This window comes from Terrimonas ferruginea DSM 30193, assembly GCF_000425585.1.
GTDB classification, from domain to species: Bacteria; Bacteroidota; Bacteroidia; order Chitinophagales; family Chitinophagaceae; genus Terrimonas; species Terrimonas ferruginea.
Genome location: NZ_KE384398.1, coordinates 482,882 through 502,527 on the forward strand (window position 1 = coordinate 482,882; position 19,646 = coordinate 502,527).

The following is a 19,646-nucleotide window of genomic DNA, read 5'->3' on the forward strand; positions in this document are numbered from 1 at the left end:
GGTTCTTGCATTCTTAATGTAACTTCAGGGCTCGTTATATGATCAAAAATATACCCCTGATGAAATATTTCCTTGCCGCCATTACTATCTGCCTGTTCGTTACAAGTACTTCCGCGCAAAACGTGGAATCGACTATTGCGCTGTACGCAGATAAGTATCCGCAGGAAAAAACATATTTGCATTACGACAAATCGAGCTACGGCGCGGGGCAGACCGTGTGGTTCAAAGCCTATCTGATGAGCGGCATCATGCCGGCAGATGAAAGCAAAACATTTTATGTAGACTGGACCGATGACAAAGGAAAATTATTGGAACATGGCGTATACCCCGTTATACAGGCCAGTGCCAGCGGCCAGTTTGATATCCCGGCAAATTATAAAGGCGACTATATTCACGTAAAAGCTTACACCAAATGGATGCTTAATTTCGACACCGCATTCATTTACCAGAAAGACATACGTGTATTGCAACCGAAAGCGCCTGCTGCCGCCAATGCACCGAAGCCTGCGGTCATCCCAACCCTGCAGTTTTTCCCCGAAGGAGGCGACGCAGTAGCCGAACTTTCCAACAAAATTGCCTTTAAAGCCAATGACCAATGGGGGCGTCCGGTGAAAATAAAAGGCGTGGTGATTGACAGCAAAGGACAGGTGATCGACAGCCTGCGTCCGCGTCACGACGGCATGGGCTTCTTCTACATTCTTCCGCAATCGAACGAAACCTATACGGCAAAATGGAAAGATGAAAAGGGAAAAGACTATACGACCCCGCTGCCGGTTGCCAAAAAAGAAGGTATCACGCTGCAGGTAGCTGCCGCCGGAGATAAACGTACGGTAGTCATCAATTCGAACCTGGCTGCACTCAAAACAAAACCGACCATTCATGTGCTTGGTACGATGAACCAGAACCAGGCATTCAAAGTAACACGCGATATATCTTCGGGTAATACAAGACTGATTATCCCGACGGCAGACCTGCCCACCGGCATTCTCACGATCACCGTATTCGACGATCAATGGAAACCACTCGCAGAACGCATCACATTTGTCAATAACAACGAGGCCATCTTCAAACCAACGGTAAACGTCGATCATTGGGGATTGAGTCAGCGTGCGCGCAACAAAGTGGATATTATGCTGCCCGATACCATGTTCACCAACCTGTCGATTTCCGTTACAGATATCGGCATCGACAGCGACAGCAGCGACAATATCATTTCCCATTTATTGCTGGCCAGTGAGATCAAAGGACAGGTATACAAACCCGCCTATTATTTTTCATCCACCAGCGATACCATCAATCAGCACCTCGACCTGGTGATGCTTACACACGGATGGCGCCGTTTCAAATGGGATGAAGTAGTGGCCGGAAAAACACCCTCACTCATTTACCAGCGCGACACATCTTATCTCTCTATCGGCGGACGGGTATATGGCGTAAACCAGGCTTTGTTCAGAGACGCCGGCGAAATCATTTTGATGATCAAACCCATGGAAGGCCAGAAGGAAGGACAAAGTCTTTTATTACCAATCGGCACGGACGGCACATTCGGTGATCCCAACGTATTGCTTTTTGACTCCGTAAGAATTTATTACCAACTGTCGCAGAAGAAAGGCTTCCGTGATGCTTCGGTGAAGTTTATGGAAAACCTGCTGCCGCCACTCCGCAATAACCAGGCGGCCAACGGACTGTATTCGCAGCAATGGGACACGGCCGGCATGGCACGCAACCGCCTACTCGCCGATGAAGCTGCCAAACTGCTGGCCAATGCTGAGGGAAAAATGCTTGACAACGTCGTAATAAAAAGTAAAACCAAGACCAAAGTGGAACAGATGGATGAAAAGTATACATCCGCCTTTTTTAAAGGTGATGGCATGCAATTCGACATCACCGAAGATCCTGCGGCCATGGGCGCCATGACCATTTTCAATTACCTGCAGGGCCGTGTGGCGGGATTACAGATAACCACCGGAGGACCGGGCGGTAATACTTCTCTCCAATGGCGCGGCGGTTCTCCGCAATTGTACCTCGATGAAATGCCAACCGAGCCCGATCAGATACAATCGGTACCCGTAGCGGATATTGCTTATGTAAAAGTATTCCGTCCCCCGTTCATGGGTGGCTTCAACGGAGCCAATGGCGCAATCGCCGTTTACACACGCCGCGGAGGTGATATCAAATCAACACCCGGCTCAGGACTGGCCAACGAAAAAGTAGTTGGCTACTCGCTGGTCAAACAATTCTATTCGCCTAACTACGATTCCTATAAAAAAGAAAACGAGTCACGCGATCTGCGCACCACTTTATATTGGAATCCGCAATTGCGCGGCGGAGGCAAAGACCGCAAAGTGTCCGTCACCTTTCACAACAATGATATTTCCGAAGCATTCCGTGTAGTAATAGAAGGTATGACGGGCGATGGAAGACTGGCGCATGTGGAGTATGTGATGGAATAAAGCACCTTTGGTGCAATGTGAAAATGTGAAGATGTGGAAATGTGAAATCGTTTTAGCTACAGCGTCTCTGCTCCTTATGCGCCTTTGCGTGAAGCGGTGTTCTTTTTTACGCAAAGTTACCCATTGACCATTCACCATTGACCATTCACCATTGACCATTCACGTTTTTGAATTCTTGCATCTTTCTAATAACATCCTCCCCCGTATTGCACTATTTTTGCAACATGCATAACCGGCGCTTGCCATTCAACTAAACAAGCAGCAGATGACAGCAGAACACCAGCGACTGGCCGTAAACGCCACCAAAGCAGTTCCTCTCGCACAATGGGGACCTTACCTGAGTGAAAGACAATGGGGCACCGTACGCGAAGATTACAGCAATAATGGCGATGCCTGGCATTATTTCCCCTTTGAACACGCTCACTGCCGCTCCTATATCTGGGGCGAAGACGGACTAGCGGGCATTTCAGATTTCTTCGGTAACCTCTGTTTCGGTATCTCGTTGTGGAACGGACAAGATAATATTCTCAAAGAACGCCTGTTCGGCCTCGGTAACCCGCAAGGCAATCACGGGGAAGATGTAAAAGAGCTTTACTATTATCTCGATAATCTTCCCACGCACTATTACATGGAGTTCCTGTATAAGTACCCGCAACAGGCATTTCCCTACGAACAACTGCGCGAAGAAAATAAGAAGCGCTCCAAACAAGACCCGGAGTATGAAATACTCGACACCGGCGTATTCAACGACAACCGTTATTTCGATGTAAAAATCACCTACGCCAAAGAAAGCGCACAGGATATGTTCATCCGCATCGACGTAACCAACCGTTATTCACAGGCAGCAGATCTTAGTTTGTTGCCCACACTTTGGTTTTACAACCGCTGGGAACAAGGTGCTTTCCGCCAGAAACCCTGCATTTCTTATATTAATAAAAACAGCGTCAAGGCAGAACATGAACGCCTCGGTGATTACTATTTCTATTTTCAGAATCCTGATAAACTACTGTTTACGGAAAATGAAACAAACACGGAAAAAGTAACCGGTGCACCCAATAAATCCATTTTTGTAAAAGATGCGTTCAATGACGCCATCATTGAAGGCAAAAATGTAAATGAACTCACCGCCAGAAAAGCCGGCACCAAGGTATCACCCGTTTATCAGTTAAAAATAAATGCCGGTGCTACCAAAACAGTCTATTGCCGGCTCAGCAGCAAGCAGATCGACGCTCCTTTCGCCAGGGGCTTCAAAGATGTTTTTAAAGTACGCAAACAGGAAGCCGATGAATTTTATGCGGCCATCCTGCCCAAAGGCACGGACAGCGAAAAAGCCAATATCCAGCGCCAGGCACTGGCAGGTATTCTGTGGAGCAAACAATATTATCATTTCGATGTGGAAGAATGGCTGACGCAAAGCGATGGCATCACACCTGTCAGCGCTTCCAAAATGAGCGGACGCAACAACGACTGGAAACACCTTAAGAACCAGGACATCATCATGATGCCCGACAAATGGGAATATCCCTGGTATGCGGCATGGGATCTCGGCTTTCAATGCATCTCGATGGCCGTGGTAGATCCAACTTTTGCCAAGCATCAACTGCAACTGATCATGCGGGAGTGGTACATGAAACCCGACGGTCAGCTGCCTGCTTACGAATGGAATTTCAGCGACGTAAACCCACCCGTACAGGCCTGGGCCGCCATGCAGATCTACCACATTGAAAAAAAGCAAACCGGCAAAGGCGACATTCAATTCCTAAAAAAAGTTTTCCATAAACTGCTCCTCAATTTCACCTGGTGGATCAACCGAAAGGACGTCAATGGCAACAACATCTTTGAGGGGGGATTTCTTGGCCTCGATAACATCGGTGTATTCAACCGCAGTTTTCATTTCCCCGGCGAAATGCAGCTCGAGCAGGCCGACGGCACCAGTTGGATGGGCATCTATGCACTCGATATGATGGACATGGCCGTAGAAATCGCGCTGGAAGACCGCTCTTTCGAAGACATGGCCACTAAATTCTTCGAGCATTTTGTGTTGATTGCGGAATCATTAAACGAACATGGCCTTTGGAATGAAGAAGACCGGTTCTTTTACGATGTATTGTGCGTAACCGGTGCCGATCCCGTGCCCTTACGCATTCAATCAGTAGTGGGCATCACGCCGCTCTATGCCGTTTCAACCATCAGTAAAAAAGCCATGGACCTGCTCACCGACTTCAAAAAACGAGTGACCTGGTTTGAAAATTACCGTAAGAAGAACGCTCTTTTCTGGCCCAACGAAGAACGCAGCCAGGACGGTGAAATATTATTATCCCTGGTGCCGAAAGACCGGTTAATCGATATGCTGCAGCGCCTGCTGAACGAAGAAGAATTTTTATCCGAAGGCGGTATCCGCGCATTATCTAAATACCACGATCAGCATCCTTATTCCGTTACGGTGGATGGCAATATCTACAGTATCCGGTACGATCCGGGCGATTCCACCTCCGATATGTTTGGCGGCAACTCTAACTGGCGCGGCCCCGTATGGATGCCGATCAACTTCCTCATCATCCAGTCGATCCGCCGCTACGGCGAGTTCTACGGCGATTCATTGAAAGTAGAATACCCCACCGGATCGGGCCAGCACTTGAATCTTGAACAAGTGGCCAATGAACTTTCACTCCGCGTAGTGAACCTGTTTGAAAAAAATGAAGAAGGTGCGCGTACCCTTTACGGCGATTATAGCTGGTTTTATAAACAACCGGGTAACGAAGAACTGGTGATGTTCTACGAATATTTTCACGGAGATTCGGGAAGAGGACTGGGTGCTTCACATCAGACAGGATGGACGGCACTGGTAGCCGAATTGATCAGCGAGATCGGTGAAAGAAAAGAAACGATCAGCGATCGTTCAACAGCAGTCCCTGATAAGATCCTGGAGTAACGCCTTCCGCTTTGCGGAACAGTCTTACAAAATAATTCACATCGCTAAAACCGCATTGCTGGCTCACGCTGGTGATGCTGTTTTTTTTATCGGCCAGCAACTGCTTGGCCAGCCTGATCCTTTCGCGGTTGATATATTCCAATGGCGTTAAGCCGAATTGTTCGCGGAACCATTTGAAAAACATATTACGGCTGAGATAAGCCTGCCTGCAAAGTATATCGATGCTGAATTTTTCGGTAAGATGCTCGTGTATATAATGCAGTACGTAATGTAACCGGCTGCTGTTGTTGCTCTCCTGGCTTTCGGCTACTACCTGGTACAGATGCTGGCTCTGCACCAACCGGATCAGTAGCTCTTTCATGTTAAGATCAGCAAAAATATTCTTGGCCTTATCGCCACTGCTGCATACACGGATCAGCTTATTGATGATCTCCGTTACTTCATCATCATTCTCAAAATGATATTGATTGAAACGGAGTTGCCAGTTGTGTTGCTCATCACCCGCATTGTAATAGTTATCGAGATAGTGCAGCGTATCGTCGATGTAGCGCGGGTCTACTGCCAGCGCGATGCATTGTGTGGGGTTCTCTACCTGCGCTTCAGGAAAATCGATCACCATGGTTTCATTGGCCGGCACAATCACCGTTTCGCCCGGCATATACTCGAAAGCCGGCTTATCATAAAGGTGCATTATTTTTTTGCCGCGCACCATGCTGGTGATTACGAAGTCGGTGAAGGTGAGCGGCACACGGTATGCCTGCTGATAGCTTTCAAAAATATTCAGTTCACAATTGGTGAGATTGAATACACGCCTGTTTTCTACCAGCGTATTGAGACGCCCGGGCGCAGTGAGGTCAATCTTGTTCAGCATTTTTCCGGCAGGCATAGCGGCTCAAATTTTTGGCAATGACACTTCCCTGAAGTTACGGCATTATCCGGGCAGGGATAATACAAAGGGTACAATTGTGCTATAACTAAGTACAAAAATACCGTGTGTTCGTTCGTAAGTTTTGAAAATTAGCTGAATTAAATAACGATTTAAAACAGCTTGACCATGAGTACTAACACAGCCACAGCTCCGCAACCGGCTATTGCTTCCCGTCCCAAATTCAAGGACCGGTACGATCATTATATTGGAGGAGAATGGGTTGCCCCTTCGTCGGGCGAGTATTTTGATAATATTTCCCCCATTGATGGAAAGGTATTTACGCGGGCGGCCCGCGGCAATGCCCGGGATGTGGAGAAAGCCATAGAAGCCGCACACAAGGCCTTTGCTACCTGGGGAAAATCCGCTGCCGCTTACCGCAGCAACCTGTTGCTGAAAATCGCGCAGGTGATTGAAGACAACCTCGAACACCTCGCTATTGTAGAAACAATCGATAATGGTAAAGCCATCCGGGAAACAAGAGCCGCCGATCTCCCGCTTGTTGTTGATCATTTCCGCTACTTCGCGGGTGTGATCAGAAGTGAAGAAGGCACCTTAAGCGAACACGATGAAACCACCGTCAGCATCAACCTCCATGAACCCATCGGCGTTGTGGGCCAGATCATTCCCTGGAATTTTCCGCTGCTGATGGCCGCCTGGAAAATTGCACCGGCCCTCGCCGCCGGTTGTTGCGTGGTGGTGAAACCCGCAGAGCAAACCCCGACCAGCATCATGGTGCTGATGGAACTTGTGGGAGATATTTTACCGAAGGGTGTACTCAACATCGTAACAGGTTTCGGCCCGGAAGCCGGCAAGCCACTGGCCACTTCTCCGCGTATCAACAAAGTAGCCTTTACCGGCGAAACCACTACCGGCCGGCTGATCATGCAATACGCCTCCGAAAACCTGATTCCGGTAACCATGGAACTTGGCGGTAAAAGCCCCAACATCTTTTTTGAGTCTGTGGCAGATGCCGATGACGATTTCTTTGATAAAGCCGTGGAAGGTGCCGTAATGTTTGCCCTGAACCAGGGTGAGGTCTGCACTTGTCCTTCGCGCATGCTTGTGCATGAAAACATCTTCGACCGTTTCATGGAACGCGTGATCCAACGTACCAATGCTATCAAACTCGGCAACCCGCTCGACGGCACCGTGATGATGGGTGCGCAGGCCAGCGAAGACCAGTATAATAAGATTCTCAGCTATCTCGATATCGGCCGCCAGGAAGGTGCCCAGGTACTTGCCGGTGGTGAAGCATTTCATCAGAACAGCGGACTTGAGCACGGTTATTATATTCGTCCCACCATTTTCAAAGGCCACAATAAAATGCGCGTATTCCAGGAAGAAATCTTCGGCCCTGTAGCGTCGGTCACTACTTTCAAAACCACGGAAGAGGCGATTGAAATAGCCAACGATACGCTCTACGGTCTCGGTGCCGGTGTATGGACCCGCGATGCACACGAGTTGTACCAGGTGCCGCGCGCCATTCAGGCCGGACGGGTTTGGGTGAATTGTTATCATGCCTACCCCGCTCACGCACCGTTTGGCGGTTACAAAAAATCAGGCTTTGGCCGGGAAACGCACAAGATGATGTTGAATCATTACCGGCAAACGAAAAATATGCTGGTTTCCTATGGAAAACAGAAACTCGGTTTTTTTTAAATGGCACAGGGCAAGTGCACAGTGGCGCCGAAGCGCCACTGTTTTTTTTTAATAAAAAATAAACCATGCCGATCCCTCGTGTTACCGCTACTCCCGCCGCATTGGAATTGATCGCCCGTTTGCAGGAACTGCACGGACCGCTGATGTTTCATCAAAGCGGAGGCTGTTGTGATGGCAGCCAGCCGATGTGTTTTGCCAACGGTGAATTCCGCACCGGCGGAAGCGATGTACTGCTCGGCCATATCGCCAGCACTCCTTTTTATATGGGCCGCGATCAATTTGAATACTGGAAACACACACAACTGATCCTCGACGTCACGCCAGGCAGAGGCAGCAGCTTTTCATTGGAAATTCCATTAGGCGTTCGATTTTTGATACGATCCCGGGTGTTTACGGAGGAGGAATTGGGGAATTTGGAGAGCGGCGTGGCCGGTGAATCGTGAATCGTCAATCGTGAATGGAAACAGCCATATCCATGGTTCGTGTCAACTTACCAGGGCTGTCACACACCTTATGCCTTAACCCTACGCCTTACGCCTTAAACCTTAAGCCTTAGCCCGAAGTGTCGGGCCTTATTCCCTCACAACTCAACTTTGGCACAACTATTTCAATAGTTATTCCCTAAAACTTTGCCCCATGCGTTTAATCATGCTATCTATCGCCTTTGCCGGTATCGCCGGTATGAGTGCCTGTAACAATGCGGAACAGAAAGAAACGGTGAAAGACTCCGTTGCAGTCGATAATACATTGCCGCCGCCACCATCTACACCAGAAGAGAGAGCCGCCGCACTGGCCGGATGCTACAGCGTTATCCACGGCCGTGACACTTCATCGCTGCAACTGGACGTACGCGGTACCGCTGTCACAGGTCCGTTGAGCTATATGTTGTATGAAAAAGATAAAAATACCGGTACTATTCAGGCCGAGATAAAAGATGACCTGCTGACCGGTTGGTATTTTTTCAAATCCGAAGGCATTATGTCTGTAAGACAGGTAATCTGGAAAATACATGGTGCAGACCTCTGGCCCGGAATGGGGGAAATGAAATCGAATAAAGACACCTTGTCTTTTGTAAATCCCAACAACCTGCAGTTCGACACCACGCATCCGTTCAAGAAAGTGCCATGCATGCTTTAAGGCAGCTCGCCGGCCGGATCGCGGTCGTCATATTGACGGCGCAGTTTTTTCATTTCTTCTTTCAACTCTTTTAATAAAGCCTGGTGGGACTTATCCCCTGCCAGGTTTTTTTGTTCATTGGGATCCTTCTCGAGGTCATAGAGTTCCCATTCTTTCGCCGTATAAAAATAGATCAGTTTGTACTTGCTGCTGCGGATAGCCACATGCGGCAGCACCGTATGATCTTTTACAAACTCATAGTAATGATAATAGAGGTAAGGACGTGAGAGGTCTCCTCTTTTTCCTTCCAGGATCGGCAAGAGGCTCAGACCCTGAACAGAGGATGGCGCTTTAGCTCCGGCTATGCCAAGAATAGTTGGCGCGAAATCGATGTTTTGTACCAACGCATTCGTAACCGTGCCGGGTTTGATATGGCCGGGCCATTTCACCAGCAAGGGCGTACCCATCGATATATCGTAAGCAAACCGTTTATCAAACCATCCATTTTCTCCCAGATAAAATCCCTGATCGCTGGTATACACAACGGCGGTATTGGCTGACAGGCCATTTTTATCCAGGTAATCTAATACCCTTCCCACACTTTCATCGATCGACGCCACGCAGGCGAGGTAATCCTGCATATACCATTGGTATTTATAACGGAGCAATTCTTTTCCCGCCGGCTTTTTATCGCGCAGCACCTTTCCTCGTTCGGCAAAAATGGCTTCATAACGTGCACGCTGATCCGCGGGTATGCGCCGCATAATGGCTTTGTAATAATTGATCTCTTCCAGACCGGGCGCCAGTTCCGGAATTTCTTTCAGATAAACCGGATCAATTTTCAGATCGCTGCAAAGCTGCATGTCTTCCAAAATGCGCATGGTCTGCGTGCGCCATGCCGTTCCTTTTCCTGTAGAATCTACATAAAGTGTTGATGGCTCTGGAAAAGTCTGACGGCTGAATTGTTCGAGGTATTTCAGTGCCGGAAAGAAATAACGATGCGGTGCTTTGTGATGAAAAAATAAGGCGAACGGTTTTTGTTTATCGCGGCTGTCGAGCCACTGCAGGGCATCGTCCGTCAACACATCCGTGGCATATCCTTTCTCCGTAATCGTATCACCTTTCATGGTAATCATGCGCGTATCAAAGTATTGACCCATGCCCGGCAGAATGCGCCAGTAATCAAAGCCTGCAGGTAATGAATGCAAATGCCATTTTCCTATCAATGCCGTTTGATAACCTGCTTGTCGCAGCCATACCGGCAATGTCTGCAGGGAGGAATCAAACCTGGAACGGTTGTCGCGTACGCCATTTTTATGGGAATGTTGCCCGGTCAGCAATGTCGCGCGCGCAGGTGCGCAGATCGAATTGCCGACAAAAGCTTTATTGAAACGCATCCCTTCTTTGGCAATGCGATCGATGTTGGGCGTCTGGATCAGTTTGTTGTTATAAGCGCTGATGGCATCATGATCATGATCGTCGCTCATGATGTAAATGATATTGGGCGACTGGGCTCCTGCTTCATACAAGCGGAAAAGCAGGGCAAATAACAGGATTATGCGCATATAATGGCCGGTTTTGATCATGATAGTGAATGGTGAATGATGGCTGAGGCCGATACTTCGGCCTCCCGAAGCCAGCTTTCTCACGCAAAGATGCATAAGGAGCAAAGAAGCAAAGCTTATCACTTAAAACTTATTACTTTCAACGGCTGTTTATTGCCTTCCACCTTCAATTTTTAAAGTTACGGGCAAAAAGGGAATGTAATTTGATACCCTGTTCTCTAAAAAACTATGTTTTCTTTATTGCAAGCCGGCTCCCACCAGATCTTCGATTGGCCGAAACTGCTGTTTGGCGAGCAGGATAGCTGGTTTGTGTTGGAAATTCTGTTCCGCACGGTGATCATGTACATCGTGATCCTCGTCGGATTACGGCTCGTGGGCAAGCGCGGCGTCCGCCAGCTTTCAGTATTCGAACTGGTGGTGATCATTGGCCTGGGCTCGGCGGCTGGCGATCCCATGTTTTACCAGGAAGTAGGATTGGTCAGTGCCTTATTTGTTTTCCTGACCATTATTATGGCTTATCGCGCTACCACCTGGCTCACGGCCAAATCAAAAAAATTTGAAGAACTGATCGAAGGCAAAACAATCTGCCTGATCGAAGACGGGAAATTCTGTCATAAAAGTTTTGACAAGGAAGACCTGGCCCAGGACGAGTTCTTTGCCGAACTGCGCAACCGCGGCGTATCGCAGGTAGGACAAGTAGAACGAGGCTATCTCGAAACTTCCGGTGAGATCAGCTTATTCTTCTACCCCGACGACCAGGTTAAATCCGGCCTGCCGATATTGCCGCATGAATTCAGGCAATTAGTGACCACCATCTCCGAAAAAGCAAACTATGCCTGCCGGAATTGTGGCAGTACCTTTACACTCGACCCTTCGCCTGTTCATGTATGCACAGAATGCGGGCATGATAAATGGGTAAAAAGTTCTGATAGAAAAAGAGTCAGTTAAACTACCATTATGGAATTTGGACGCGTCAACGAAAACGAATTGAAGAAGATCGACTTCTCTCTTCCTCCCGATCCGGCAATGAACAAGTTCGTGCTCAAAGGCAAACCATTGAAACATCCGCATATCTATGTAGGTTGCGCCAAATGGGGACGGCAGGAATGGGTAGGAAAAATATATCCCGCGAAAACAAAAGAAAAAGACTTTCTCGAACACTACGTGAAGCATTACAACTCCATCGAACTGAATGCCACGCATTATAAAATATACGGTGAAACCGGCATCGCCAAATGGGCTGAAAAGGCGAAAGGCCGTGACTTTCTCTTTTGCCCTAAAATGTACCAGGGCGTTACACACCGCGGCGCGTTGAATGGAAAAGATTTTATCAGCAATGAATTTTTCCGCGGCATCATGGCTTTCGGTAAACACCTTGGCCCCATCTTCATACAGGTAAGCGATACATTCAGTCCGAAAAGAAAAGCTGAATTGTTCTCCTATCTTGAAAGCCTGCCCAAAGACCTGAGTTTTTTCCTGGAAGTACGCCACCCGGATTGGTTTACGAAGGAAAGCGAAGAGTTGTTTGGCTTTTTACACAAACAAAAGATCGGCGCCGTGATCACCGACACGGCCGGCCGCCGCGATTGCGCTCATATGCACCTGACCATCCCCAAAACCTTTATCCGTTTTGTGGGCAACAGCCTGCATCCATCGGACTATCCGCGCATCGATGCATGGGTAAAGCGTATAAAAAAATGGCTGGACAATGGCATGAAGGAGGTTTACTTTTTCATGCACATGCACGATGAAGCCACCTCTCCCGAACTGACCGTTTATTTAGCGGAAAAATTAGAGAAGGTTGGAATTACCATTCCGCAACCGCAGTTTGTTGCCGGGCAGCAGAGCCTTTTTTAATTCAAAAGTTAAAAGTCAAAATTCAAAAGGGGAATGCGAATGACTGAGCAGGACCACCAGTGAGTAAGCTTTCCATGGTTCGTGTATACACGAACCATGGGGGTGGTAAGTTCAAAACTACCACCTACTACTTATTATTTAAAACTTACAACGGCGAGCCCTTTTTAATTCAAAAGTCAAAATTAAAAATTAAAAAATGGTTCGTGTATACACGAACCATGGGAGGGGAAGTTCAAAACTATTACTTACTACTTATTACTTAAAACTTACAACGGCTGTTCCAACTCCCTACCTAACTCCTCCGCCAACTGTTTTGCCGCAGGCGTATCCTGCCGCAACAACTCCTCGATCATACGGCGGGTAGTTTCTTCATCGCGTTTCTCCACTCTTTGCTTGCCGAACTGCATGCTCTCCCGGAAGGCGGGTTCATCGAGCAACTGTTTGATCTGATCATTCACCAGGCAATCGATCACGAGGTGAACGCGGTCAACCGGACTTTCATTTTTCACACTATGAGGAAGCGTGAGATTGAGATAATAACAACCGCCTTCGTTCATCGGAATGCGCGTGTCTTCCAGGAAAAAATGAACATCCTCATGTGTTTGCACCGGCACATGTAAACGCAGCTCTCCTTCTTCCACACAAAGTGAATGATCCGAATGTTCTTTGATCACCGCGCCGGTACTCAGCTTCATGAGCCGTACGCTTGTTTTCTCACAGGGAAAAAAATCAATTACCGACTGCATATAGGGGCACTGCTTCAGCAAAACAGTATCCTGGTAAGTATTTCCTGTTACGTTATTGCCGACCGCAAATCCGCTGGTCACCGATCCGCCGATGGACCGTAACGGCAGCAGACTCCAGTCACCTTCGTAGTGGCTTTTATTATAATGCCCCTGCCATTCCGCAGTAAGGAGGTTCAGTTCCTGTTTAAGTTTTGCAGCATCAAATGTTACCGGCCAGCGGAAATAGCGGATCATATCGTATTAGTTTTTCAGTACGCCGAGTTGCTTGCCGATTTTGATGAAGGCATCGATCGCTTTATCAAGATGTGCCTGTTCGTGTGCGGCACTCAATTGTACGCGGATACGTGCCTGGCCTTTCGGCACCACGGGAAAGAAGAATCCAATCACATAAATCCCTTCCTCCAGCAGTTTGGCAGCGAAATCAGCGGCCAGTACTGCATCGTATAACATGATCGGTACGATCGGGTGGTCGCCTGGTTTGATATCGAAACCGGCAGCAGTCATCTTATCGCGGAAATAACGGGTATTGTTTTCGAGTTTATCTCGGAGTTCGGTGGTTTCGGTAAGCATGTCCAGCACGGCAATAGAGGCACCGGCAATAGAGGGCGCCAATGTATTGCTGAAAAGATAAGGGCGTGATTTCTGGCGCAGTATGTCGATCACTTCTTTGCGGCCGGATGTAAAACCTCCGGATGCACCGCCCAGGGCCTTGCCCAATGTGCCGGTAATGATATCGATTTTGCCCATCACACCGCGGTATTCGTGTGTACCGCGACCGGTTTTGCCGAGGAAGCCGGATGAATGGCATTCATCGATCATGATAGCGGCGTCGTATTTTTCTGCAAGCGCTACGATTTTATCCAGTTGCGCGATGGTGCCGTCCATGCTGAAGGAACCGTCGGTAACGATAATGCGGCTGCGGGCGCCGGCAGCTTCTTTGAGTTTTTCCTCCAGGTCGGCCATATTGTTATGCTCGTAGCGGAAACGCTGTGCTTTGCAGAGGCGGACGCCATCGATGATTGAAGCGTGGTTAAGCGCGTCGGAAATGATCGCATCCTGTTCGTTGAAGAGCGGCTCGAACACGCCACCATTGGCATCGAAGGCGGCCGCATAAAGAATAGTGTCTTCCGTACCGAGGAACGCGGAGATCTTCTGCTCCAGTTCTTTGTGGATATCCTGCGTACCGCAGATGAAGCGTACGCTGCTCATGCCGTAGCCGTGAGTTCTGATGGCTTCGTGCGCGGCTTCAATCACTTTGGGGTGAGAGGAAAGCCCCAGGTAATTATTGGCGCAGAAATTCAGTACAACTTTATCATTTACAAGGATCTCGGCGCCCTGTGGCCCCTGGATCACGCGTTCTTTTTTATACAACCCTGACTGACGGACATCTTCCACTTCCTCCGCGATGCGGCGGACAAACTTTTCGTTCATATATGGCTTTGCTTTTAGGCCACAAATATATCATTTTGCGTCCAGCGCTTAGTTTTTGTCGCCAGTTTTGAGCATTTCACCCGCTTTAAACGATCGTTAACCGAAATTAACCTGGGCCTTTTCTTTAAAAGTTTAATTTTGTTGTAACAAACGGATGCCGGCAGGCGTCTAACTCTCAAAACCACACCAATTATGAAAAAGAATGTGATTTTCCGGTTGACAATGCTTGCGCTGGCCCTGGTGGCGGTTTTCTGTCTGCTGCATTTTTCTGACGGCCCGGATGTGGCGGCTGCCACTGAAAGTCTGCAACCCGATCCGAATGCAGCGGCTCGCCCGATCGAGAAGGGAATCTGGCAGGCGATTTCCAATCCGATCTATTCGGCGCTTGGCTTTTAATATATTCGACAAGAGACTATTAACCAATAGATTACCCGGCTTGCGCCGGGTTTTTCATGTCCGGACGGGAAAAAACCCATGATTTTCAGAAGAAAAAAGCGGATTAACTGTAACAATGTGGCGCTGTAAACGTACTACCTTTAAACCCGGCAACGAGGTTGCCACACACCGGCTGAATTTATGACAGAAAGGGAATACAATGAATGCGTAACAACTTACTCGGATAACGTGTACCGTTTCATCCTGAAGAATCTTCGCCATGAAGAGGACGCAAGGGATGTGGTACAAACGGCTTTTGAGAAAATGTGGCGCAACAGAGCGGAAGTAGAAGCGGCTAAAAGCAAATCTTATTTGTTTACAGTAGCTTATCACCAGATGATCGACCATATCCGTAAAGTAAAGCGGATCAAACTGCAGGACGAATTCAGTGAAGGAGCGAAAGTGCAGGACCGCCCGGCCAGCAACCTGAAAAAGGTACTGGAAGAGGCGCTGGCCCGTTTGAGCGAAACGCAGCGTTCACTGGTTTTACTGAAGGATTACGAAGGGTACAGTTATGATGAAATAGGCAAAATAATGGGCCTGAGCGAAAGCCAGGTGAAAGTTTACCTCCATCGCGCCCGGGTTCAGTTAAAAGAATACCTGGTGAAGATTGAAAATGTGATTTAAGAAAAAAAAAGGTATGCAAAACAAACCGGTAAGGCATCTGCCGGAAACAAGCAAGCAACTATGAGCATCAACAGAGACAATTACGAAGAATATTTTATCCTCTACACGGATAATGAACTGTCGCCGGCAGAACGCATGGCGGTGGAGCAATTCGTGCAGGAGAATCCTGATCTGCAGGCTGAACTTCAGCTTTTCCTGCAGACAAAACTTCCTGAGGAGGAAGTGGTCTTTGCCGATAAAGCTTCTCTCCTGAAAGCACCTGAAACGCCCGTATGGGAAGAATGGATGCTGCTCGAAATGGACGGCGAACTGGATACCAACGGCCGCCTGCAACTCGAAGAGATCATGAAAAGCAATCCTGTTGCGCGTCGCGACTGGGAAACGCTTCAGCAAACCCGCCTTCAGGCCGATACATCCATTGTATTTCCGGACAAGGCTTCTCTTTACAGAAAAGAACATTCCACACGTGTGGTATTCATGCGCCGTGTCCGCATCGCCGCTGCAGCCGTACTGCTGCTCGCGATCGGTGCCACCACGGTACAATACATGCGTTCGTCCGACGAAACAACGGGCAACAGCAATGCCAATACGCTGGCAAATGGCGGCCAGGTTCAAACCGGCGGCCAACGCAGCAACACCAACGGACCGGTGCTGATCAAGGAATCAAACGACAGCAACGATCAGGCAGCACCTTCAGAACTGAAAGCGGTTCCGAGTCAGCAACAGCCGGTACAATATGCATCAGGCATTCAGCAGCAACGCCAGGTGACCAACCCGGTACAACAACCAACACCCGGTGTTGACAACAACAATGCTGCACAACAGCAGGATCTGGTCAATAACCAAACAAATGCCTTGCCCCGTCCGGCTATCAAACTTGATGATGTAACGCCTATCATTCGTGGCAACGAAAGCATTGCCGGCAATGACAACAAAAAGCTGGAAAAAAACATCAGCCCTGTAACATTTGCATCTAATCAACCGTCACAAATAAGTAACCCCGCTGATGAAGCATTGATAGCAGACGCAAGTGAGAATGGTGGCAAAAAGAATAAGTTCCGCGGATTTTTCCGGAAAGTCACCCGGAACTTTGAAAAGAAAACCAACATCGACGTAACAGATGGTCAGGACCAGTTACTGATTGCAGGTTTTGCTATCAAGATGTAATACTATTATTTTTACCCCTTTAAAAAGAAGTTTCGATGAAAAGAATAATTGCTATGTGCATAGCATTATGCACAGTGATGACTGGTTTTGCCCAGGTAGATTCAACTGGTACACAAAACGAAGGTGATACGATCAGAGTTGGTGGAATGGTGATCATCCGTTCCGGAAACAAGGACAACAAACAACGTAGCTTTCACTACAAGACACGTAAAACCTACAAGCCTTCCAATATCAGTACCAACTGGGGCATTATCGACCTTGGTATCGCCAACTACGTTGATAACACCAACTACGGAAGCGCAGAAGCACAAGCTTATGCTCCCGGCAGCAACGAAAACTATTTCGATCTGAAAAACGGCAAGTCGATCAACGTTAATATCTGGATCGTAACACAGAAAGTGAACCTGATCAAGCATTATGTGAACCTGAAATATGGTGTAGGACTGGAACTCAACAACTACCGTTATAAAGCACCTATCCGCTATGATGACAAGCCCGATGCTAACCTGACGAATCCTCCGATCGTAACACTGGATCCTGAAGTAGCCCTTGGCAACCGTCACTACAGCAAAAACAAACTGGCTGCGGATTACCTGACTGTTCCCCTGATGCTGAACTTCAATTTCACTCCTAACCGTCAGCGTGCATTTGGCTTGAGCGCCGGTGTAAGCGCAGGCTTCCTGTACAGCGCACGCAACAAGACTGTTACATCTGATGAAGGAAAGCGTAAAGCAAAAGACGATTTCGACCTGGAACGCTGGAAACTGTCTTATGTAGGTGAATTATCACTCGGATTCCTGAAACTCTACGGCTCTTATGCATTCAAGAGCATGTACAAAAGAGGGCTGGACATCACCCCTTACACCGTAGGATTCCGGATCAGCAACTGGTAAACTACGTAGCTGCTCAACTTATTATCCACATCCCGCCGGTTTACCCTGGCGGGATTTTTCATTTGCATCATTTTTGCTGATTGGCCGTCTTGTAAAACGATCGTTAAAATATATCCACATCAAAAATAAAACCGACTGCTCACCCGTTTTCTATCCTATTACGCAGCTATGAAAAATTTTGCCCTCGTTTCTTCCCTATTGCTGGGCACGGTCAGCCTGATTGCCGACCGCCCTGCATCAGAACCGGTCCGCCTCGAGCGATCCGTTAAGCGCACAGACCACCTTGCCGGGCCTGTAGGCTCCGTGTCTATCGTTATCGATAAGTCAGATTATGAGCTTACTGTGTATGATGAAAAAGGATGGTATGCTACTTATCCGGTAGTATTCGGCAACAACAGCCTGGAAGATAAAAAGATGGAAGGCGATAAAAACACGCCTGAAGGCAAGTTCAAAATAGTCAGCAAGCGTGTACATGAGAAATGGTGCCGTTTCCTGGCGCTCGATTATCCGACACAGGAAAGCTATGAGAAATTCAAACAGCGCAAGGAAAGAGGGCAGATTCCCGCCAATGCACGTATCGGCGGCAGCATCGGCATTCACGGCGTATGGCCGCACGAAGATTTTGTAATCGACCGGTTCAAAAACTGGACGCTCGGTTGTATTTCAATGAAAAATTCAGAAGTGACGGAACTTTATGGCTATACCGGTCCGGGTACCACAGTTACCATCCGCAAATAATCACTGATTCAGGAAGTCATTGATCGTTCGGTGCCACAGCGCCGGATCTTCACGCAGGAAAGAAGTATGCCCCAGGTTTTCATACACCATCCATTTCTTACGTGATGAACCAATTTTTTCATACACAGCCCTTACTTCCTTTTCCGTAACCAGTGCATCCAGCGAACCCCATTGCAGTAGCACCGGGCATTTGATGGCCGCAGTATAGTTCTCCGTAGCATAGCCAAAAGCATTGAAACCTCTCTCAACACTCATCCAACCGGTGACCAGCCAGGCAAAAGGTTGCTCGGGAAACCCGACGGCCCGCGCACGCCCTTTGAGATGATCTTGTAAACGATTGAAGGGCGCATCGGCAATAATCACCTTAGGCTGCATATCCGGATAATCATGCATCGCCTTGAGCACGGTACTGGCACCCATCGAAATTCCCCAGAAAGAAATATTGTTCAACTGCTGTGCGCGCGCATATTCATATAACAAATGCACTTCTTCCGTTTCGCGGGCACCGTAGGTGGTAACAGCCCCTCCGCTTTCTCCATGTGCACGAAAATCGATCAGCAGCACCTGATAGCCCATGTTGTAAAACGCGATGGCTTCGGCCAGACACCGCTGGCGGCTGCCGGCCAGTCCATGAAACAGCAGCATGGTGCCTTTGGCAGAATCCTGCTTCAACCACCATCCTTCAATCGGAATGCCCGAAGAGGTGTGCAAGGTGAAAGATTGATGCCTGACAACAGGCGTATCAGCAGGATTAAAAGCAACTTTATAAGAAGCAGGACCGGTGAATAAATGCCAGGTTTTGGCAAAAAAATGAGAAGGTGCCTTATCGTCGGCAGGCCTTGCGCTTGCTTCCCGGAAACAAGTAAACCGGTAAGCATAAATGGCCGCACAAACATTGATCAGGATAAACTGTACCAACAGTACCCATCCTATCCAGCGGACCAGTGCAGGAATTTTACGTGGCTTTTTTTCTGGTTTCATAAGATACTGGTAGCGTACCAGTGACGGCAAATGTAGTGTTTTAAGTGGAACGGCGAAAGGTATAAGGTTTAAGGCGGAGGGAGAACGACAGGTGGTAAGTAATAAGTTTCCCCCCTTG

The 19,646-nt window shown here is 48.2% G+C and carries 17 protein-coding genes; 12 read left to right on the forward strand and 5 right to left on the reverse strand.

The features are described from left to right. Positions 1-59 precede the first annotated feature (59 nt). Positions 60-2,453, forward strand: a complete 2,394-nt coding sequence (locus H608_RS0114255; protein ID WP_155990179.1) for a Plug domain-containing protein — start codon at positions 60-62, stop codon at positions 2,451-2,453. Between the two features lie 265 nt (positions 2,454-2,718). After that, a complete protein-coding gene (locus tag H608_RS22465; RefSeq protein ID WP_051268338.1) occupies positions 2,719-5,385 on the forward strand; it encodes an MGH1-like glycoside hydrolase domain-containing protein in 2,667 nt (888 codons plus the stop codon). Here H608_RS22465 and H608_RS0114265 read toward each other — a convergent pair. Then, positions 5,342-6,271 (reverse strand): AraC family transcriptional regulator, encoded by a 930-nt coding sequence (locus H608_RS0114265; protein ID WP_028788267.1) that lies wholly within the window; start codon positions 6,269-6,271, stop codon positions 5,342-5,344. The two genes, H608_RS22465 and H608_RS0114265, sit on opposite strands and share 44 nt — an antisense overlap. 168 nt (positions 6,272-6,439) lie before the next feature. On the opposite strand from H608_RS0114265, the gene H608_RS0114270 reads away from it, so the two are divergent. The 3 genes from H608_RS0114270 (at position 6,440) to H608_RS22470 (ending at position 9,109) form a co-directional block, all read left to right on the forward strand. Further along, positions 6,440-7,972 (forward strand): aldehyde dehydrogenase family protein, encoded by a 1,533-nt coding sequence (locus H608_RS0114270; RefSeq protein WP_028788268.1) that lies wholly within the window; start codon positions 6,440-6,442, stop codon positions 7,970-7,972. Between the two features lie 65 nt (positions 7,973-8,037). Continuing rightward, the gene (locus H608_RS0114275; RefSeq protein WP_028788269.1) at positions 8,038-8,415 is read left to right on the forward strand and encodes a DUF779 domain-containing protein; all 378 of its coding nucleotides are present in this window, start codon (positions 8,038-8,040) and stop codon (positions 8,413-8,415) included. A 193-nt stretch (positions 8,416-8,608) separates the two neighbouring features. After that, entirely contained in the window at positions 8,609-9,109 is a 501-nt protein-coding gene (locus H608_RS22470) for a hypothetical protein (protein WP_038008469.1), read from the forward strand. Here the strand turns inward: H608_RS22470 and H608_RS0114285 are convergent. Then, positions 9,106-10,653, reverse strand: coding sequence for a sulfatase family protein (locus tag H608_RS0114285; protein WP_071836960.1), 1,548 nt, complete (start codon positions 10,651-10,653; stop codon positions 9,106-9,108). The genes H608_RS22470 and H608_RS0114285 overlap by 4 nt on opposite strands. Positions 10,654-10,881: 228 nt before the next feature. On the opposite strand from H608_RS0114285, the gene H608_RS0114290 reads away from it, so the two are divergent. Together H608_RS0114290 and H608_RS0114295 are read left to right on the forward strand one after the other, a co-directional pair. Continuing rightward, positions 10,882-11,601, forward strand: a complete 720-nt coding sequence (locus tag H608_RS0114290) for a YetF domain-containing protein (RefSeq protein WP_038008471.1) — start codon at positions 10,882-10,884, stop codon at positions 11,599-11,601. 9 nt (positions 11,602-11,610) lie between these two features. Further along, positions 11,611-12,510, forward strand: a complete 900-nt coding sequence (locus H608_RS0114295; protein ID WP_028788272.1) for a DUF72 domain-containing protein — start codon at positions 11,611-11,613, stop codon at positions 12,508-12,510. Positions 12,511-12,776: 266 nt separating this feature from the next. On the opposite strand, the gene H608_RS0114300 is transcribed toward H608_RS0114295, so the two are convergent. After that, entirely contained in the window at positions 12,777-13,490 is a 714-nt protein-coding gene (locus H608_RS0114300; protein WP_028788273.1) for an aspartyl/asparaginyl beta-hydroxylase domain-containing protein, read from the reverse strand. 6 nt (positions 13,491-13,496) lie between these two features. Further along, positions 13,497-14,687 carry a glycine C-acetyltransferase gene (gene kbl, locus H608_RS0114305; protein WP_028788274.1) on the reverse strand — a complete coding sequence of 397 codons (1,191 nt, stop codon included), beginning with the start codon at positions 14,685-14,687 and terminating at the stop codon, positions 13,497-13,499. A gap of 192 nt (positions 14,688-14,879) precedes the next feature. On the opposite strand from kbl, the gene H608_RS24425 reads away from it, so the two are divergent. From H608_RS24425 to H608_RS0114330, 5 genes are all read left to right on the forward strand, one after another. Further along, on the forward strand, positions 14,880-15,083 hold the full coding sequence (locus H608_RS24425) for a hypothetical protein (protein ID WP_155990180.1): 204 nt from the start codon (positions 14,880-14,882) through the stop codon (positions 15,081-15,083). A gap of 180 nt (positions 15,084-15,263) precedes the next feature. Beyond that, positions 15,264-15,749, forward strand: coding sequence for an RNA polymerase sigma factor (locus H608_RS0114315; protein WP_028788275.1), 486 nt, complete (start codon positions 15,264-15,266; stop codon positions 15,747-15,749). A 60-nt stretch (positions 15,750-15,809) separates the two neighbouring features. Beyond that, entirely contained in the window at positions 15,810-16,916 is a 1,107-nt protein-coding gene (locus tag H608_RS0114320; protein ID WP_028788276.1) for an anti-sigma factor family protein, read from the forward strand. Positions 16,917-16,951: 35 nt separating this feature from the next. Next, positions 16,952-17,809 (forward strand): outer membrane beta-barrel protein, encoded by an 858-nt coding sequence (locus H608_RS0114325; protein WP_028788277.1) that lies wholly within the window; start codon positions 16,952-16,954, stop codon positions 17,807-17,809. A 168-nt stretch (positions 17,810-17,977) separates the two neighbouring features. After that, a complete protein-coding gene (locus H608_RS0114330) occupies positions 17,978-18,547 on the forward strand; it encodes a L,D-transpeptidase family protein (protein WP_028788278.1) in 570 nt (189 codons plus the stop codon). Here H608_RS0114330 and H608_RS0114335 read toward each other — a convergent pair whose 3' ends face one another. Then, on the reverse strand, positions 18,548-19,528 hold the full coding sequence (locus H608_RS0114335) for an alpha/beta hydrolase (protein WP_028788279.1): 981 nt from the start codon (positions 19,526-19,528) through the stop codon (positions 18,548-18,550). Positions 19,529-19,646: the final 118 nt, after the last annotated feature.

Coding starts and splice junctions, on each gene's coding strand:
- H608_RS0114330 (WP_028788278.1), top strand. CDS start 17,978: ATGAAAAATTTTGCCCTCGTTTCTTCCCTATTGCTGGGCACGGTCAGC.
- H608_RS22470 (WP_038008469.1), top strand. CDS start 8,609: ATGCGTTTAATCATGCTATCTATCGCCTTTGCCGGTATCGCCGGTATG.
- H608_RS0114335 (WP_028788279.1), bottom strand. CDS start 19,528: ATGAAACCAGAAAAAAAGCCACGTAAAATTCCTGCACTGGTCCGCTGG.
- H608_RS0114270 (WP_028788268.1), top strand. CDS start 6,440: ATGAGTACTAACACAGCCACAGCTCCGCAACCGGCTATTGCTTCCCGT.
- H608_RS0114300 (WP_028788273.1), bottom strand. CDS start 13,490: ATGATCCGCTATTTCCGCTGGCCGGTAACATTTGATGCTGCAAAACTT.
- H608_RS0114320 (WP_028788276.1), top strand. CDS start 15,810: ATGAGCATCAACAGAGACAATTACGAAGAATATTTTATCCTCTACACG.
- H608_RS0114255 (WP_155990179.1), top strand. CDS start 60: ATGAAATATTTCCTTGCCGCCATTACTATCTGCCTGTTCGTTACAAGT.
- kbl (WP_028788274.1), bottom strand. CDS start 14,687: ATGAACGAAAAGTTTGTCCGCCGCATCGCGGAGGAAGTGGAAGATGTC.
- H608_RS22465 (WP_051268338.1), top strand. CDS start 2,719: ATGACAGCAGAACACCAGCGACTGGCCGTAAACGCCACCAAAGCAGTT.
- H608_RS0114325 (WP_028788277.1), top strand. CDS start 16,952: ATGAAAAGAATAATTGCTATGTGCATAGCATTATGCACAGTGATGACT.
- H608_RS24425 (WP_155990180.1), top strand. CDS start 14,880: ATGAAAAAGAATGTGATTTTCCGGTTGACAATGCTTGCGCTGGCCCTG.
- H608_RS0114290 (WP_038008471.1), top strand. CDS start 10,882: ATGTTTTCTTTATTGCAAGCCGGCTCCCACCAGATCTTCGATTGGCCG.
- H608_RS0114265 (WP_028788267.1), bottom strand. CDS start 6,271: ATGCCTGCCGGAAAAATGCTGAACAAGATTGACCTCACTGCGCCCGGG.
- H608_RS0114285 (WP_071836960.1), bottom strand. CDS start 10,653: ATGCGCATAATCCTGTTATTTGCCCTGCTTTTCCGCTTGTATGAAGCA.
- H608_RS0114315 (WP_028788275.1), top strand. CDS start 15,264: ATGACAGAAAGGGAATACAATGAATGCGTAACAACTTACTCGGATAAC.
- H608_RS0114275 (WP_028788269.1), top strand. CDS start 8,038: ATGCCGATCCCTCGTGTTACCGCTACTCCCGCCGCATTGGAATTGATC.
- H608_RS0114295 (WP_028788272.1), top strand. CDS start 11,611: ATGGAATTTGGACGCGTCAACGAAAACGAATTGAAGAAGATCGACTTC.